The organism is Bradyrhizobium sp. UNPA324, from assembly GCF_006658635.1.
Taxonomy (GTDB): Bacteria; Pseudomonadota; Alphaproteobacteria; order Rhizobiales; family Xanthobacteraceae; genus Bradyrhizobium; species Bradyrhizobium nanningense.
Genome location: NZ_LFJD01000004.1, coordinates 1,917,278 through 1,934,325, shown reverse-complemented (window position 1 = coordinate 1,934,325; position 17,048 = coordinate 1,917,278). Strand labels below are relative to the sequence as shown.

The 17,048-nt window shown below is 58.1% G+C and carries 10 protein-coding genes; 8 read left to right on the top strand and 2 right to left on the bottom strand.

Translation table 11 applies throughout. The features are described from left to right. Positions 1-37 precede the first annotated feature (37 nt). From UNPA324_RS09465 to UNPA324_RS09450, 4 genes are read left to right on the top strand one after another with little or no spacing between them, the layout of a single operon-like run. On the top strand, positions 38-2,803 hold the full coding sequence (locus UNPA324_RS09465) for a DNA methyltransferase (RefSeq protein ID WP_141934534.1): 2,766 nt from the start codon (positions 38-40) through the stop codon (positions 2,801-2,803). Further along, positions 2,800-5,613: a DEAD/DEAH box helicase gene (locus tag UNPA324_RS09460; RefSeq protein ID WP_210246759.1), complete on the top strand. Its 2,814-nt coding sequence runs from the start codon at positions 2,800-2,802 to the stop codon at positions 5,611-5,613. The genes UNPA324_RS09465 and UNPA324_RS09460 overlap by 4 nt, the downstream gene beginning before the upstream one ends. Further along, positions 5,610-7,601, top strand: coding sequence for a BREX-3 system phosphatase PglZ (pglZ, locus tag UNPA324_RS09455; protein ID WP_141934533.1), 1,992 nt, complete (start codon positions 5,610-5,612; stop codon positions 7,599-7,601). The genes UNPA324_RS09460 and pglZ overlap by 4 nt, the downstream gene beginning before the upstream one ends. A 3-nt stretch (positions 7,602-7,604) precedes the next feature. Next, the gene (locus tag UNPA324_RS09450) at positions 7,605-8,324 is read left to right on the top strand and encodes a hypothetical protein (RefSeq protein ID WP_141934532.1); all 720 of its coding nucleotides are present in this window, start codon (positions 7,605-7,607) and stop codon (positions 8,322-8,324) included. A gap of 111 nt (positions 8,325-8,435) precedes the next feature. Here the strand turns inward: UNPA324_RS09450 and UNPA324_RS09445 are convergent, their stop codons facing one another. Continuing rightward, complete coding sequence (locus UNPA324_RS09445; protein WP_141934531.1) at positions 8,436-8,924, bottom strand: hypothetical protein; 489 nt, start codon at positions 8,922-8,924, stop codon at positions 8,436-8,438. A gap of 117 nt (positions 8,925-9,041) precedes the next feature. Here UNPA324_RS09445 and UNPA324_RS09440 point away from each other — a divergent pair, with 117 nt between their 5' ends. Continuing rightward, positions 9,042-9,674: a recombinase family protein gene (locus UNPA324_RS09440; RefSeq protein WP_246667155.1), complete on the top strand. Its 633-nt coding sequence runs from the start codon at positions 9,042-9,044 to the stop codon at positions 9,672-9,674. 107 nt (positions 9,675-9,781) lie between these two features. Here the strand turns inward: UNPA324_RS09440 and UNPA324_RS09435 are convergent, their stop codons facing one another. Next, complete coding sequence (locus UNPA324_RS09435) at positions 9,782-13,129, bottom strand: TM0106 family RecB-like putative nuclease (protein WP_141934530.1); 3,348 nt, start codon at positions 13,127-13,129, stop codon at positions 9,782-9,784. Positions 13,130-13,200: 71 nt separating this feature from the next. Here UNPA324_RS09435 and UNPA324_RS09430 point away from each other — a divergent pair, with 71 nt between their 5' ends. From UNPA324_RS09430 to UNPA324_RS09420, 3 genes are all read left to right on the top strand, one after another. After that, positions 13,201-14,196, top strand: coding sequence for a helix-turn-helix transcriptional regulator (locus tag UNPA324_RS09430; protein ID WP_141934529.1), 996 nt, complete (start codon positions 13,201-13,203; stop codon positions 14,194-14,196). A 31-nt stretch (positions 14,197-14,227) separates the two neighbouring features. Continuing rightward, a complete protein-coding gene (locus tag UNPA324_RS09425; RefSeq protein ID WP_141934528.1) occupies positions 14,228-15,061 on the top strand; it encodes a pentapeptide repeat-containing protein in 834 nt (277 codons plus the stop codon). Positions 15,062-15,166: 105 nt separating this feature from the next. Further along, the gene (locus UNPA324_RS09420) at positions 15,167-16,186 is read left to right on the top strand and encodes a hypothetical protein (RefSeq protein ID WP_141934527.1); all 1,020 of its coding nucleotides are present in this window, start codon (positions 15,167-15,169) and stop codon (positions 16,184-16,186) included. The last annotated feature ends 862 nt before the right edge of the window (positions 16,187-17,048 follow it).

Here is a 17,048-nt window from a genome sequence, read left to right as displayed (position 1 = left end):
TGAACGCCAGAACAACACGAACGATGAGAGCTTGTCGATGAACGAACTTCTGCGAACCAGCGCCGGCATGAGCAGCGGCCCGGTGGAGTGTCTCGGTATAAACTTCGCCGACGATAATGCGCGCAGGACTCATTTCCTGAAGCTTCTGGCTGACAAGCTGAAAGACCCATCTTTTCGCAAGAAGGAAGGATTTCCGAAGGGGACGGACGAAGCCATCCTCGCGATGTCGGATCCGCCCTACTACACCGCATGCCCAAATCCGTGGCTGGCGGATTTCGTGAAGCACTACGGAAAGCCATACGACCCGGCCGTGAGCTACGTACGCGAGCCGATGGCGATCGACGTCTCGGAGGGAAAGACAGATCCAATCTACAAGGCCCATTCTTACCATACAAAGGTGCCGCATCTCGCGATTGTGCCCTCAATCCTGCACTTCACCCAACCCGGTGACATCGTCCTCGACGGCTTCGCCGGATCTGGGATGACCGGCGTTGCGGCGCAGTGGTGCGGGACAGCGCCCGCCGCCTATCGCCATAAGCTGGAGAGCGATTGGAAGAAAGCTGGAATGGCAGCACCGAAATGGGGTGCGCGTCGGGCAGTTCTGAATGACTTATCTCCGGCGGCAACTTTCATCGCAGAAAACTACAATTTGCCGTTCGATGTAGATGACTTCGCAAAGTCGGGAAAGCAGTTGCTCCGCGACGTCGAGCGCGAAATCGGATGGATGTACGAAACGCTGCATTCCGACGGGAAGACCAAGGGCCGAATTGAATTTACCGTCTGGAGCGAGATCTTCACCTGCCCAGAGTGTGCCGGCGAGGTGAACTTTATCAACGAAGCACTGGATGACGACAATCGGACTCGAGATTCATTCCCCTGTCCACACTGCGGAGCAGAGCTCGACAAGGACAAGTTAGAGCGCCTGATGGAGACTCGGTCCGATCCCGCGACAAACGCTCCGTGGCAGAAGGTGAAATTCAAACCTTCTTTCATCGTTTACTCGATTGGAAAAGGACGATTCAGTAAGCAGCCTGATACGCAAGATCTAGCCACGCTCAAGAAAATTGAGTCATTAGCTTTGCCGAGTGATGTACCAACTGCTCGGTTCCCAATTGAAAAAATGTACCACGGCTCGCGAATAGCGCCCAAGGGATTTACTCACGCCCATCATTTCTTTTTGCCGCGCACTGTACAGGCGATGGGGAAGCTGTGGGAGAAAGCTAATGCGCAGACCGATCCACGTAGGCGCGCTATGCTACTGTTCATGGTCGAGCAGGCGATATGGACTGCCTCCATTTTGAATCGGTATCGCCCAACTGGATTTTCGCAAGTGAACCAGTTCTTGACCGGCGTCTACTATGTTGCGTCTCAACATGCTGAGTGCAGCCCATGGTACATCTTGGAGGGGAAGCTAAAGCGTCTCGCCTCGACTTTTCGGACATTCGCCGCCCGAACCGGCTTCTCTGTTGTGAGCACCGCGACTGCTGCGAATATTCCAATGCCTGATTCGTGCGTCGACTACGTCTTTACAGACCCTCCGTTTGGAGAGAACATTTACTATGCAGACATGAATTTCCTGGTCGAAGCATGGCATGGCGTCACGACAGACGCACAGCCGGAAGCGATCATCGACAAATTCAAAGACAAGGCCTTGCCTGAGTATCAACACCTCATGCAGCGCTGCTTTGCAGAGTATTACCGCGTTCTGAAGCCGGGTCGATGGATGACGGTGGTCTTCTCCAACAGCAAGGCGTCGGTCTGGAATGCGATTCAGGTCGCGCTTCAGCAAGCGGGTTTTGTAGTGGCCGAAGTTACGGCACTGGACAAATTGCAGGGCAGCTACCGCCAAGTGACGTCAACCACGGCCGTGAAGCAGGATCTCGTGATCTCTGCCTACAAGCCCAATGGCGGACTAGAACAGCGCTTCGCAGAACGCGGCGCCGCTCCTGAATCTGCCTGGGATTTCGTGCGGACCCATTTGCGCCAACTTTCCGTCTCGAAGTCGAAAAACGGGGCGCTTGAGTTCGTCGTCGAACGTGATCCGCGTCGCATTTACGACCGAATGGTTGCATGGTTCGTGCGCCACGACGCTCCCGTGCCACTGTCGACCGAGGAATTCCTCGACGGTCTAAGGAGCCGTTTCCCTGGGCGGGATGGCATGGCCTTCCTACCGGAACAGGTCGCCGAGTACGACCGCAAGCGTGCTCAGGCAACTCAAGCTCCACAAATGGAATTGTTCGTCTCGGACGAGAGGAGTGCGATCGATTGGTTGACCGACCACCTTAAGAAGCGACCTTCGACCCGTCAGGAACTCCATACAGATTTTACTACTCAGCTTGGGGCGGGCTGGAAAAAGCACGAACCAAAACCAGAGCTATCGGCACTGCTAGAAGGCAATTTCCTTCGCTACGATGGCATCGGTGACGTGCCGAGCCAGATCCACAGCTACCTATCCACCAATCACAAGGATCTCCGAGGGTTGGAGAAGAGCGATCCAAACCTCAAGGCGAAGGCCAAGGATCGTTGGTATGTTCCGGATCCAGGCAAGGCACAAGATCTCGAGCAAAAGCGTGAGAAGGCCCTGCTCAAGGAGTTTGAGGCCTACCAAACGGTCACCGGCCGTCGCCTGAAGGAGTTCCGACTGGAGGTTTTGCGGGCCGGGTTTAAAAACGCCTGGGCAGCAAAGAACTATAAGACCATCATCAGCATCGCCCAGAAGATCCCCGAAGAGGTCCTTCAGGAAGATGAGAAACTGTTGCTCTGGTACGATCAGGCACTGACCCGCATGGAGGCTGGTGCGTGACGCATGCGGGCAGCGGGCACGTCGTTGGGGCATGGTGCTGGCATGACCGGCATGCCGCGCCTTGCCGCGTCGTCGATCGCCAGGACGTGTGGGGCAAAACCGCCTACCGCGTCTGGCTTCCAGCCAAGGATGCCATTGTACGCGCCCACGCCCAAGATCTGCTTCCACTCGACGCCGTTCAACCATCGATACAGCACATCCTGTACACCGCCGCTGCCGCGAAGCTTCTTGACGCCTTAGAAGACAATCTGCTGCTGGCGCCGATCCAGTCAAGCGTCGTGCCGCTGCCGCACCAGTTCTACGCCTTGAACAGGGCAATGAGCCGCGACCGGATACGCTACTTGCTTGCGGATGAGGTTGGGCTCGGCAAAACAATCGAGGCTGGGCTCATCCTGCGCGAACTGAAGTTACGGGGCATGGTTCGCCGTATTTTGGTCGTAGCTCCGAAGGGACTGGTCCGCCAATGGCAGGCCGAGATGCGACTGCACTTCGGAGAATCACTCCAATTTATCGAGCCTGCTGAGCTGACCGCGTTCCGTCAGTGGCGCAGCGACGAGGAGAACCTCTGGCGCCTGCACGATCAGGTGATTTGCTCGCTCGACTCGGTGAAGCCTCTGGAGGGGCGACGAGGCTGGAGCACTGAGCAGCTCAGCAGTTACAACCGCGAACGCTTCGAAGATCTGATCTCAGCATCCTGGGATCTCGTGATCATCGACGAAGCGCACCGCATGGGCGGCAGCACGGACCAGGTCGCTCGGTACAAGTTGGGCGCGGCACTGGCGGAAGCTGCGCCTTATTTCCTCCTTCTCTCCGCGACGCCGCACCAGGGAAAGACCGACCAGTTCCTCCGGCTAATGCAACTCATTGATCGGGACTCGTTCCCCGACGAGAGCAGCGTCGACCGGGACCGCGTTCGCCCTTTCGTCATTCGCACTGAGAAACGGGCCGCCATCGATGCGGAAGGCAAGCCACTCTTCAAACCCAGGATGACGCGGCTGCATGCGGTGGAATGGCAGGATCGGCATGCTGCCCAGCAGCAGCTCTACGAGGCCGTCACTGATTACGTGCGCCACGGCTACAACCAGGCCATGGCGGCGAAGCAGCGCCACATCGGGTTCCTCATGATCCTGATGCAGCGGCTAGTGACATCGAGTACTGCCGCCATCCGGACGACCCTCGAAAAGCGGCACGCACTGCTCGATCAACCCCAGCTCCAGGCGTTGCTATTCGACGAGGCCGAGGTCGAGGAGTGGGCCGAACTTGACGGCCAGACCCAAGTGGAAATCGCAGTTCAGACCAAGGGCTGGGAGATGGAGAAGGCCGAGGTCGACACGCTGCTCGACCTTGCGCGTAGGACCGAAAGCCAGGGGACGGACGCTAAGGCTGAGGCGCTGCTAGAGCTGATTTACAAACTTCAGCAGGAAGAGAACGACCCTGCGCTCAAGGTTCTCGTATTCACGGAGTTCGTGCCGACGCAGGCGATGCTGGCCGACTTCCTGCAGAGTCGCGGATTCTCAATCGCCACCCTGAACGGGGGCATGGATCTGGACGCCCGTACTAAGGCGCAAAGGGCGTTCGCTCAAGATGTGCGCATCTTGATCTCGACCGACGCCGGCGGCGAGGGTCTGAATCTTCAATTCTGCCACGTCATCGTCAACTTCGACATGCCGTGGAACCCGATGCGTGTGGAGCAACGGATCGGCCGCGTCGATCGCATTGGACAGCCCCACATCGTGCGAGCCATCAATTTCGTGCTCAATGACACCGTCGAACATCGCGTTCGCGAAGTCCTAGAGACCAAGCTTGCGATCATCGCCGAGGAGTTCGGCGTCGACAAAGCAGCCGACGTGATGGACTCGGTCGCGGCAGAGCCGCTGTTCGATGAGCTGTTCGTCGGCGGGCTGCAAAATCCTGAGGCGATCGAAGCGAAATGCGACGCGGTCGTCTCGCAGCTCCGCGCGACGTTGGCAGACAGCCGGGAGCAGAGCGAACTGCTTTCCGACAGCCACGAGTTGGAGGCTGATGACGCAAGAAAGTGGAGAAATCATCCGGCGCAGTACTGGCTCGAACGAGCAATCATCAACGGGCTGCCGGCGCGCGGCGGAGTGGCTGTCAAAGATGACAATGCATGGCGCGTGCGCTGGGCCGACGGTAGCGAGTCTGCGAAAGTTTGCTTTGCTGCCCGCACCGCCGAGGAGCACCCCGAGCTCGAATGGGTAACCCTTGAAGACCCACGCGCCAGGGCCGTAATCAGCGAGTTGCCGCGATGTGTGGCTGGACAGCCTCTCCCAATCGTTAGGATTGCTGGGCTGCCCGAGACCGTGCGGGGCGTCTGGTCGCTGTGGGAAATCAGTCTGTCAGCCGATGACCTTAGCCGTCGCCGATTCCTGACAGTCTTTGTCAATGATGACGGTCGAACGTTCATGCCGACGGCAAAAAGGATTTGGGACCTTCTCCTCACCGAAGAGCTGTCGTTGGCGGTGCCAGCTACGATGGCCGATACCACTCGGTGCTTCGATGTTTCGCACAGTGCCGCGATCGCTCAAGGAGAGCGGCTCTTCTCAGATCTAGTGGAGAACCATCGGAGCCGGCTCCGCGAGGAGCGAGAGAGGGCGCAGTACGCCTATGAAGCCCGCTATCAGGCAATCGGCCGGATCGGGCTTCCAAACGTGCGCGAATATCGGCGTAAGCGGCTCCTGGCTGAGCATGAAGCACGGATGGCGCAGCTTGATGCCCTAGAAGGGTACACGCCCGATCTAAACGCTGTGCTGATGCTCCGCATCGGTCAAGAAATGGCGCAGCAACCATGAGTCGCTGGACTGACCGCATACTGCTGGAATTCCCGCAAGATCTGTCGCGGTTCTGGATCGCTGCCGATCCAGACGACCTGCTGCTCGACGAGCACATCCTATCTAGCCTGCGCGAGCGCGGCTTTGAGCTCCTGCCTTTCGAGGATCCAATCGCTTTCCGCACAGAATACGAGGAGCGATACCGCGCGGCGTGGGCCCGTGGCGTGCCTGCGCCGTCTCGCGCCCTTATCCTGCATTTGCGCGGAACCGAAGTTGACACTCTGCCATGGGACTACCTGCGCACTGGTCGTCGAACTAGTCTCGGCCTAGCTAAACTCTTCCCGAACCTGAGTTATAGTGTCGTCCGACAGATCGGCTCTGAGTACTACGAGGATCTGTTCGAGGCTCAAGCTCAGCACAATCCTCAGTCGATGGGGGACGGCGCCACTAAGGACTTCATCCTCACCCATATCTTTAAGATCAGTCCCTACCTGATCTCCCGACCCGAGGATCTGTGGCGCGAGCTACTGCGCCTGCACTATCGGGATGATGGCCTCCCAGCGGTTCTTGCGATTCATGTGGCCAATGTCCTCGGAGCGAAGGCTGCATTCAGCACACTTCCGATTGGAGATCTCTTCTCCTCGAAGAGCTTCTTGCTACGTGCGGTACAGAGCGCTTGGGATCGATTCCTCGCCACAAAAGGTGTTATCGGCTCGCGCGCAGCCGACGGAAAACCACCAGAAGAGCTTCCTGATGCGGCGATCCCGTTCGAGCATCCCGATGTTCGCGTTATCGTCGATTCTATGTTCCTCGATGGAATGCTTCAGCCACTAGAAGCGCAGGAACGGCCGGAACACGTACCCGACTGGGCTCGGATAGGCATTGTCGACAATCCAAATGCCGTCGAAAGGCTCGTTATCGATGCTACGCAGCGCCTTGCCACCGAGCTTCCATCGATAGAGGCTTCCTTCCGTGATTGGTTGCTGCTCTCTCGGCGGCTGGGGGAGATCATCTATCGGCTTCACGGCGTCAAACTGGACCACGCGGGGACGATCGAAACCCACGTCGCCGCGATCCAGAAAGCCGCCGACGAACACTTGCGTGCCTGGGTCACAAGGCACTACGCTGATTTGCCATCTCTCCCAGCGGCGAAGAGTCCCGTGATGGTGCATCACGTGCCGCGTTATATCTCCCTGCGGCACGATCCTCGTCAAACTCGCGTGGCGCTCCTAGTTTTCGACGGCATGGCCATGGATCAATGGATCCAGATCCGCGAATTCGTAGCGCAGCGCGAGCCTGGCCTCTCTTTCGAAGAAAGCGCTTGCTTCGCTTGGCTGCCGACATTGACCTCCGTTTCTCGTCAGGCGCTGTTCTCAGGCCTGCGTCCGCGCGAATTCGCAAACTCCATCGACACCACATCTCAAGAATCGGCGCTTTGGTCTCGGTACTGGCAAGATCATGGCCTACGCGCCAACGAAATATTTTTTCGCAAAGCGATTCAGCGAGCCGCCCAGCTACCTGAGCTGGCGAGCGCGATCTCCAACCCGTCGATACGTGTCACCGGCCTGGTCGTTGACACCATCGACGAGATCGTCCACGGAGCTGTTTTGGGCAAACGGGGAATTGCAAGTCAGATCGCGAGCTGGTGTGAGACTGGATTCATCGAGCGCTTATTTGGGATGTTGCTCGACCAAGGCTTCCACGTGTACGTTACGGCGGATCATGGAAATGTCGACGCCGTTGGAGTCGGGCGCCCTAACCAGGGCGCAGCCCCAGAAATGCGTGGAGAGCGCGTCCGGACTTACAGGAGCGAGATCCTAGCCGAGTTTCTGCCTGCGGGCGTCGATGCATTTCGTCTCGATGTTGCGGGACTGCCCGCCGATTTTTTGCCATTGTACGCAGGCACGCGTGGGGCGTTTGTCCGGCAGGGAGAAGCGACCGTCGCCCATGGGGGCGTCTCGGTGGAAGAGCTGATCGTTCCATTCATCAAGGTAAGTCGCGCTGCGTAAGACATGATGGCCACGGCCCCACAGATCGGTTTCGACCGCTTCATTGAGCTTGACTGGGCGGCGACTGCCCTCCGGGTGCGCACAGGTGCGTCGGAACTGCAGGAGCTCGTCGACCTAATCGATGCGACTCACGGTGGTCCGGCAGCCAAGAAGAAAACGCGGACCGTGCTCAACCGGCTCTGGCTCGAACCTCGTCCTGATTTGGTCGAATTCGCCGAGCGAGGAATCCAGCTCTATCGGGAGGCACCCGACACGCCCATCCTGGCGCTGAGCTGGGCTATGGCAATTACGACTTATCCGTTCTTTGGGCGGGTTGCAGAGATCGTCGGCCGGCTCACGGCGCTACAGGGAGATTGCGCGGCGGCGGAAGTGCACCGACGGATGGCCGAGGCCTACGGTGAGCGCGAAGGCACACGTCGGATGACGAACATGGTGCTTCAGACGCAGGATAACTGGGGCGCCATCGAGCGAACGGAGAAGGGCAAACGCTTGGTCAGACGGCCGAAGCTATTGATACAAGAAGCCAAAGTGGCCACTTGGCTCGTCGAAGCGTGCGTTCGCTACGCGCGGAAGCCGCTCGCGGTCGCGACTATGGATTCCAATCCAGTCGCCTATCCTTTCGATTTCGGTAGGTCGCTGTCTTATACCCTGTCGAACTCCGCCGTATTGGAGCTCAGGTCGGACAGCATGAATAATCAGGTTGTCGGCCTAAGAGCGGGTTAGTAACCTGATTATTCCATGCTACGCGCGGAAAGCGTCATGAAATCCGACACGACCGGTGAGCGTAAGGAGTCAGCCGTGCAGGTTTTGTGAGGCTGGCATTTGCCACTTATTTCATGGGGCCTCCTCCTCTTCCTCCAATGTCATTTCCAGGCGAAACCCACTCAGCCTAGTGCTGCGTCGATACATTTCGGTGCCGCTCATCGCCAAGAACTTGAAGCGATTGCAGATGAGCATCAGAAGCACGGGCGATAGCGCGTCCATCGGCATCGGGATCAGCCCAACCATCTTATCGTCGCGGAGTTCAAGCGTACCGATTGAGATCGGCTCATGGTGCTTGCGACGTTCCTCGTCCAGATTGCGGTTTGGTAGGAGGGTCACCTCAACTTGGTCAATCCGCAGTGTTGGCTGCAGCAGAATGCCCTTGATCACAAGATGCCGGAATTCATGATAAGGCTCGCTGCGTTGCCGCGATTTATCCAAGCTGAGGGAATAGCTCCAGTCCCAGCCGCTGATCCCGACGACGTATTCCTGGAATTCGAGATGAAACGCCCGTCGCTGCCGATTCGGATTTCGTGGTGAAAGTTTTCGGTTCTCGACCATGCGGATTCTCCGGATGGAGGTATACCGAAAACCCCTACCCACCGTCGCATGAAAGGTCCTGACTTTTCATCGCTCCTAAAGTGCAGAACAATCATACGGAAAATACTTGATTTCAGTATGGCCCCCCGTATCCTGATGAATATCGCAGGCGAGGGCGTCATGAAGCGAGTCGGCATATACTTAAGAGTCAGCACCAATGGACAAACGACAGAGAACCAGCGCCGCGAGCTTGTGGCGATTGCGGCTCGCTCCGGCTGGCAAGTAGTCGGGATCTATGAAGATGCAGGCATCTCCGGCGCAAAGGGGCGCGACAAGCGACCCGGATTTGATCGACTGCTGAAGGATGCCACGGGCCGTAAGGTCAACATGATTGCAGCCTGGTCAGTAGATAGGCTTGGCCGCAGCCTGCAAGACCTGGTCGGGTTCTTGACCGATTTGCAGGCGCTCGGCTGCGATCTCTATCTGCACCAGCAGGCGCTTGACACCAGTACGCCGTCGGGTCGGGCAATGTTTCAAATGTGTGGGGTCTTCGCGGAGTTTGAGCGCGGCATGATCCGGGAGAGGGTGAACGCTGGTCTTGCGCGAGCTAAGGAGCGCGGTGTTAAACTTGGTCGGCGCCCAGTCAAGGTTTCCGTTGAAGCGCGCATACGCGACCTCCGGGCCGAAGGGATGGGAATCCTCAAGATCGGCCGGACGCTCGGGATCGGCACCTCGGTTGTGCAACGGGTGTTGGCCCAGGCTGAGCTGTGAGCGCGAGGAGGGGCAACATCGGGGCCCCTTTACCAAGGGTTGCGACGCAGGGGCGCAAGCGACAAGCAACGTATTGCTGCCGACCATGCGATTCTTACCCACTGACATCAACGCACGACACGTGTTTCGCTACCAAGCTCCCGCAGCGCGCAGAGACTGTTGACCAGCCGCATGTCCTCGACGGTATTGCAGGCCACCTCAAGCAATCGTGGGCTCGCAAATATCAACGAGAGAGCCTGCGCCCGTGAGATAGCGACGTTAATGCGGTTGAGGCTGAAGAGAAAGTCTACGCCTCGCGGGATTTCGTCGCCTGACGATGTGGTCATCGAGATCAAGCAGACCGGAGCCTCCTGGCCCTGAAATTTATCAATCGTTCCGACCCGCGCACCCAATGGCAGAGCCGCCTTGAGCGCGTTAACCTGAAGATTATAGGGAGCGACGATCAGAACATCGTCGAGGCTTAATCTCCTCTCGTGTCCAGCACGGTCGCGGAACTTACATGCCAGCAGGCGCTGCAGTTCAATTCGAATCGCCGCTATTTCCTCGTGCGAGCTCTGCGTGTTTCCCACGTGCGCCACCTCGATCAGACGGGCTCCCGTACGCAGCGGATAAGTCTCGCCGATGATGCACTGCTGGGCAGCTCCCTCATCGCTATTCAACCGTCCTTCGTAGACGAAATTCGAAATGAAGCGGCAAATGTCGGGGTGCATCCGGCGTGACGTCGGCAGAAAAATCCCGCGATCCACCGGAACCGTGTTGTGACCGGCGAGGAGATATTCAAGCGCCGACTGGCCACTCTCCCCGGGATGCGCACCTTGGATCGGCTGCGACAGCTGCATCGGATCACCGACCAGCACGATGTTCTTCGCACAAGTCGCCATCGCCACGGTGTTTGCGATCGAGACCTGTCCGGCCTCGTCTACAAACAGGTAGTCGAAGCTTGCCTCAAAGTCGATCCGAGAAAAGAGCCAAGCCGTGCCGCCCACGACCGACGCTGACAATAGCCGCGCATCCTCATTTCTTTCTGTTTGGTGGATCAGGTCACCGTACCTTGCGTCGAAATCGCCGCCGCCCTTTTTGGCCATGCTGACCGTCGTGCCGGTCTCGGCTGCGCGATCGAGAACTGCGTAGAGGAGATTGTCGATCGCATTGTGGCTGTGCGATGCGACGGCGATGCGCTTGCCGCGGCGCACGAGTTCGAGGATCGCGCATGAACTGACATAGGTCTTGCCTGTTCCTGGGGGGCCCTGGATTGGCAGCACGCTGCAATCCAGCTCCGCGACAGCCGAAACGACCTCCGTCACAAACATCTTGCCGGCATCTACGACAGCTTTTAGACGGCGCGCGTTCGTAAACCGGGGCGAGGATCGGGTGATGAAGTCGCGGATGGCCGGGTAGCGCCCATCGCCGCGAATGAAAGAGTCAACCCCGCGTTCGATTGCGCCCTCGATCGCATCCGTGTCGAGGGGACGTCCCGGCAGCAGTGAGATGAATTTCGGCGCCTCGCGGAAGCGCGATTGAGAGAACCGAACCGTAGCCGTGCGGCGGGCGTGATCGAGGTTGATCAGATTGACTAAGGCAGGCAGCCCATCCACCTCGATGTGGCAGTCGCCCGGCTTGAGCTTGCTCTCCTGATCGGGAAAGTCATAGGTGCGCTCCCAGGAGCGGCCCGCGTCGATGGTCCGTGTTTTGGCAACCAGTCCGCCCAGGCATTCCGCGTCCTCGATCAGATGGTCAACATCTTTGCTCATCTTGTCGAAGATGGCCCACCAAGCTGGCTTCTTTTCACGGGGGTGGAAGCGGCTGAGATCGAACAGCAGATCGGCGATAGCTTCCCCATATCGATCGCGAATGGGGACGAGCTTCTTCCGCAGGGCCGCGACCGCTGCTTCATCGTCATGGACGGAGTTGCGTCTGCCGTCGCCTTTGCCGTTTGGCCCGCCCAGGGGGCCCCATTGCATGTTTGCGGGCCTCACGCTGGACACGAGCCAGTCGCGCAGCTTCTGCGTCGAGATGCAATCGTCCCTATTGTAGTCGCGAATCTCGCGCAGGATCTTCGGATCCTGGCTGTCGCGCCAGTTCTCATAGGCGACAACGCTTGCGCCGGCCGTCTTCACCTCGCCGGCCCGCGCCTCCATGTAGAACACTTCGAGGTTTTTCAGTGAATAGGCGGGCTCCGAGGCAGTGAGACTGCCCGAGACGACGGTGTAGAGATCGACGAAACGATGGTCCCTCAGCATCTGATCAAGCAGAGCCTCACCGACGCCGTGACTGCAAGTCAAGCGGCGAAGCGCCGAAATCTCATACGCGGCATAGTGGTAGATGTGGGCGCCGGGGTACTCCTCGAGCCTGTCGGCGAAGAACGTCATCAGTTTCCTTAGAGATTCGCCTTCGGCCGCCCGATCATGGGCCCAAAAATCTCTAAAGACGCCGTTGCCACCATCCTGAAACCACAGGCCATGGAGATATTCGAGGCCGCCTTCGAAATAAGGATCGCCCTCGATGTCATAGAAGACATCGCCCGGATCAGGTTTCGGCAACAGCGCGAGGCCGCGATTGGGGTCGAACGGTTTCAGCTCGAAAGACGGGGGCCCGCCTGCCCGCCGCAGGGTCTGCAGCCGCGCCTGGGCGGCGAGCTTCTGCAGGGTCGCTTCGGCAAGCTTGGGAATGCGCTGCCTGAGTTGCCCGAGCTGGGTCATCGTGGTGACGCCAGAGGCGAGCAGCTTGCCGCGCTGGCTGCGGCTAATCCCGGCCACCAATGAGAGGCTGTCGGTCTCATCCCAAAATTTCTCGCAAGTATCGCGCCAGCGGCAGAGCCCGCACATTTTGACGGGATCCGGCGTCGTCGTCGGAGGCGCGACCACGAATTGCTCGAGCCGCTGCCGCGCATAACGTGAATATGCGGCATACTCGTTCAGACGGAATGAAAAGCGCTTCCCGTTGCCGAGTTCGACATGCGCATGTTCGGGCTCGAGGTGCTGAATTTCGGACAGAAGATCGGAATAGAGCACGAGCTGCAGGATGTGCTTGGGATCCGGCTTGCGCTTAAGCTTAGTATCAACCACTTCGTACGAGAACGAGCCAAGGGCAGAAGGCCGCTCAACACGGATCAGAAAATCCGACCAGCCGCCCCACGGAAGGCTGAGCAGAGCACCCTGGAAGACAACGTCTGGGCCAGTCGCCAGAGCCTCGCGCGTTTTATTCGCCGCGGTCGCAAGGTCGCTGTCGCGGTTGAGCTCAAGAACCTTCTGGCCATCGGCCTTCAGGGCCGAGAGGTAGCGGAGCTCGTGATCGTCCCCGTATTTTTGAAGAAGCTGGGCGTCTTCACTGTCCTCGGTGGGGACCAGATCCTCGCCCCGGGCAAACCGCAAATCCAGCGCTGTCGCATGTTTGCAAGACATGAAACGCATCAGATCGGACGCCGATAGAAGGACCTGCTGCCCCTGAACTCGCATAACTCCCCCGTGTGTAAGACTACCGTAACGGGTATGGATGACAATAGCTGTCACCCCTGCGGTTGGCAGTCATGTCTTTCGAAAAAGCTCAACAATTTCTCGATCTTACGACCTACGTCATGGCGCATCGTGCGGGCGTGACGCTCGCGGATGTCGAGGAGCGTTTCGAGATCTCGCGGCGTACCGCCCAGCGCATGATGCAGGCGCTGGAAGCGCAGTTTCCGGACACCACGTCAGGCTACGACGAGCAGGGACTCAAGCGCTGGCGGCTTCAGACCAGCGCGGTACGGGACCTGCTGACTTTGTCGCCCGAAGAACTTGCGGCACTGGATCTGGCGATCGAGACCCTTCAGCGCACGGCGTCCGGCCTCGAGGCTACCGAGCTGCGGCGTCTGAAGGAAAAAATCCTCGCGCTTGTGCCGCGCAGCAAAATGGCGAGGGTTGAGACCGATCATGAGGTGCTGCTGGAGGCTCAGGGCCTTGCCTCCCGGCCGGGTCCGGCTGCCAGGATCAGACCGGAAATCGCCGCTGTCATCTCGAATGCCATCAAATCCTCGCGGCGGCTCAGGATCACGTATCATTCCCGAGGGGCCGCGGAGCCGAGCATGCGTGTGGTTGAGCCCTATGGTGTTCTGATCGGAATCCGGCGCTATCTGGTTGCAAGGGCGAAAGACGATGCCGGTGGTCCGCTCCGACACTTTGTGGCGGAGCGCATCCAGTCGGGTGAGCTGACGGGCGAGAGCTTCGTTCGCGATCCAGGCTTCGACCTGCACGAACACGCGCGAAAGGCTTTTGGTGCATTCCACAATGATACGGAATTTGGCGAGGTAGTCTGGCGTTTCACGCCCTCCGCAGCCGATCATGCGCGTGCCTTCGCTTTCCACCCCAGCCAGGTGTTCGAAAACCAACCCGATGGCTCGCTCATTGTGCGCTTCTGGGCCTCCGGTCATCTCGAAATGTGCTGGCACCTATATATGTGGGGTGACCAAGTCGAGGTGCTGGCACCGGAAGCGCTGAGGAAGATGGTGCTTCTCTACAGGCGCTCCGACTTCCCGGCTCTTCCATAAGACATGCCAGAATCTGTCACCGGGCGAGTGCATGCTGGAGATAGCGAAACAGCCGCTGGATCATTTCATGCAACGCTTTGCCAGACGTACCGTTCTTGCGGCAGCATGCCTCCTTGGCGCAGGGCCGGGCATTGCCAGCCCGGTTGTTGCGCGGCACCGCAAACTGCGCGTCACGCAATCGGGTCTCGCCGAAGCAATCGACCTGCATTTCCGGTGGCTCACGAACGAGACAGAAGGCGCCCGAGCCGTCTTCGCGAACTGCGACCTCTCGGGACTCGATTTTCTCTCGGACCAGCCGGGCACTGTGGATCTGCGAGGCGCCGATTTCACGGGCGCGGATCTTTCCGGCATCAGGGGCAATGAATTGAGTTTCCACCACGCCTCGCTCCAGGGTGCACGGATGACATCGTCCTTTCTTTCTGCCCCGGTCTTTAGCGGTGCAACCTTGCGTCGGGCTCTGTGCAATCACGTGGTCTGGGGCTGGCCAGCAAGGCAGACCGGAGACGTTTCTGCCGACGACTTTTCGCCCGCCGCCACTTTCATCAACACGGATCTCGATCTCGCTGATTTCAAGCAGGCGCGGGTGAGAGGGTATTTCTGTGGCGCCCAGTTCACGCATGCGTCGCTGGTAGATGCGGACCTTTCCTGCTCGCGCTTCGATGGCGACGCCGTCTACTGTCCGAACTCTTTCGCGGGATCACGGCTGATACGAACGAAGTTCGGGAACACAACCGTCAACGCGACGCGATTCCGTTTTGCATTTGATCGCGCCGACTTCTCCGGGGCCACTATTGGCCCCGACTGCACGTGGCCTGTTACGCCGGCAGGTACGATAGGTCTGCAGAAGCCGCGGGATGATGTTTAAGACCAACATACATGGTGCGGCGAAACGATTCGGCGTGTGAGCCCTCTGTGGGCTGAGTCGCTCTAAGAAACTGGACGATCTGATCGTGTTAGAGGAGGATAGTGAATGCTTGAATTGATTATTGCCAAAAACGAGAAAGCGCGTCTTCAGAAGACGTTGTCAAGCATCGTGCGGAGCGCATCGCCTTCGGTAGGCGTCCAAACCGTGGGATTCCCAGGCGGCAATGACGATCTAGAACTCTTTACGAAGGGGGATGGCCATCTTTGGTACGGTGAAAGAACACTGACGTTAAAGGACGCAAAAATTCCAAGATATTGGAACGCGCTTGGGATCTACGACGAATCTCGTTCCGCTCAAACTCCCACTGTCGAGCTAAACATCGCTGTCGACGACAACAGTGGGAGAGTGTCCGGCTTTTTCGCGCGTGATCCGGCTACCAAGAAGATCTACCTAATGCACACCGGCAAGGTTGGTGGCGGGGCCAAGGGAGTGGGCAAAACCGCCTTCCTGGCCTGGAGCCGCAGTCCGGTTGTTCCTGTCTTGGATGTATCCGGCGGTACCCAGCGATCAGGAATTGTGATTGGTTCTCTCGATCGCGAAACATTCGTCGGGAGAGTTGAACGATTCGTAAAAAGAGTCGCCTTGTTCAAAGAATTCGTGAAACAGGGGCATCATGAAGATCCGAAGTTTCGCGAACTTGTCGAGGAGCTTCAAAACTTCAGCCCCGAGTTCGCCGGCTTGAAAACGGGTTACCTCGACGGCACCGTTGAATACCTGAGCTATCATGGCGATGTGATCGACGAACTGTACCGCAAGCGCAGCAAATTGAAAACGCCGAGCGAGGTCATCTACAATACCAATCTAATCGATCTCGCTGTTCGGGACCGCGGAGTGCTGACCGAAGTTTACGAAGCTAAGACGTCAGTTGACCGACAGGTTCTCTATACCGCCATCGGACAGCTCATTGTTCACTCCGCAGAACAACCGAAGCCGCGCAAATTCTTGGTAATTCCGAAAGACCGAGTGCTTCCAAATGACATTCACGCTGCAATGAAAGAGCATGACATCGAATTGTTAAGATTCGCCGTGATGACCGATGGTTCTGGAGTCAAAGTCGACGTTTAAACTGGACATCAGCGCGCTTACGGCAGCTAAGGCCTGCGGCATCGTTGAAGGAGCTGCAGATACGACAATCTGTCTGGCAGTTAGAGCTATTTGACAACAATTTCGCATCATTCATTATGCATTCACCCAAGGATTGTGGAGATCATCTTGAAAAGCCTTTCTCGACGCAGCCTTATCGGAGGAGTGGGCATCTGCTCGGTCTTGCCGCTGATCTGTGGACGAGACGCTGGGACGAGCGACGCAATCCAGCACTCGCCGATCATTCTCGATGATGAGCTTCGGCATGGCTGTCTTTTTGCAACGACGAGCGGACAATGCTTTCCGGACGACCAGGCCGTATCCGTCGATCTTTGGAGTTTTAGGGTCAGCGAGATCGACAGCAGCAGCCTCCCTGCGTCAGTCGGACGGACAGTGATCTGGGACGATGTATTCTCTCTCCGAACTTTGACACGAAGCGTCGGAGCCGCGCTTAGTGCCGTAACGGAGTGGTATGAATTCGACCCCTGCGTCGGACAGTTTTCGTTTCACCTTGATGGTCACGGTCACATAGGTCTTCACGTACGGGCAATCAATTCTCAGAGGGAGGCATCCGCATCTCTGGCGCTCATTGATATCAGCTCCTGTGGGCTTAGCCGGATTGATTGGCCTGATATCTTGCCGCACGTCCGGGAGTCCTACGACGGTGTTGTCGGATTCGCGCATTGGTCTAGTTACGGGCCGGTGTCGTGCGAAACGGTTGCTGGAAATCCGAGAATTAGAAAGGCGCTGGCTTACTGTGATCAATTCTTTTGGACCGACGACAAAATGCTCGGGCTAGATGAGGAGGCGTGTTGCAATGCCAGATCGCTGCCTTTGAATTCGG

What these genes read in the sequence shown, in the direction of transcription:
- UNPA324_RS09440 (WP_246667155.1), top strand. Translation starts at nt 9,042, where the DNA reads ATGGCCCCCCGTATCCTGATGAATATCGCAGGCGAGGGCGTCATGAAG.
- UNPA324_RS09435 (WP_141934530.1), bottom strand. Translation starts at nt 13,129, where the DNA reads ATGCGAGTTCAGGGGCAGCAGGTCCTTCTATCGGCGTCCGATCTGATG.
- UNPA324_RS09450 (WP_141934532.1), top strand. Translation starts at nt 7,605, where the DNA reads ATGATGGCCACGGCCCCACAGATCGGTTTCGACCGCTTCATTGAGCTT.
- UNPA324_RS09445 (WP_141934531.1), bottom strand. Translation starts at nt 8,924, where the DNA reads ATGGTCGAGAACCGAAAACTTTCACCACGAAATCCGAATCGGCAGCGA.
- UNPA324_RS09425 (WP_141934528.1), top strand. Translation starts at nt 14,228, where the DNA reads ATGCTGGAGATAGCGAAACAGCCGCTGGATCATTTCATGCAACGCTTT.
- pglZ (WP_141934533.1), top strand. Translation starts at nt 5,610, where the DNA reads ATGAGTCGCTGGACTGACCGCATACTGCTGGAATTCCCGCAAGATCTG.
- UNPA324_RS09430 (WP_141934529.1), top strand. Translation starts at nt 13,201, where the DNA reads ATGTCTTTCGAAAAAGCTCAACAATTTCTCGATCTTACGACCTACGTC.
- UNPA324_RS09420 (WP_141934527.1), top strand. Translation starts at nt 15,167, where the DNA reads ATGCTTGAATTGATTATTGCCAAAAACGAGAAAGCGCGTCTTCAGAAG.
- UNPA324_RS09465 (WP_141934534.1), top strand. Translation starts at nt 38, where the DNA reads ATGAACGAACTTCTGCGAACCAGCGCCGGCATGAGCAGCGGCCCGGTG.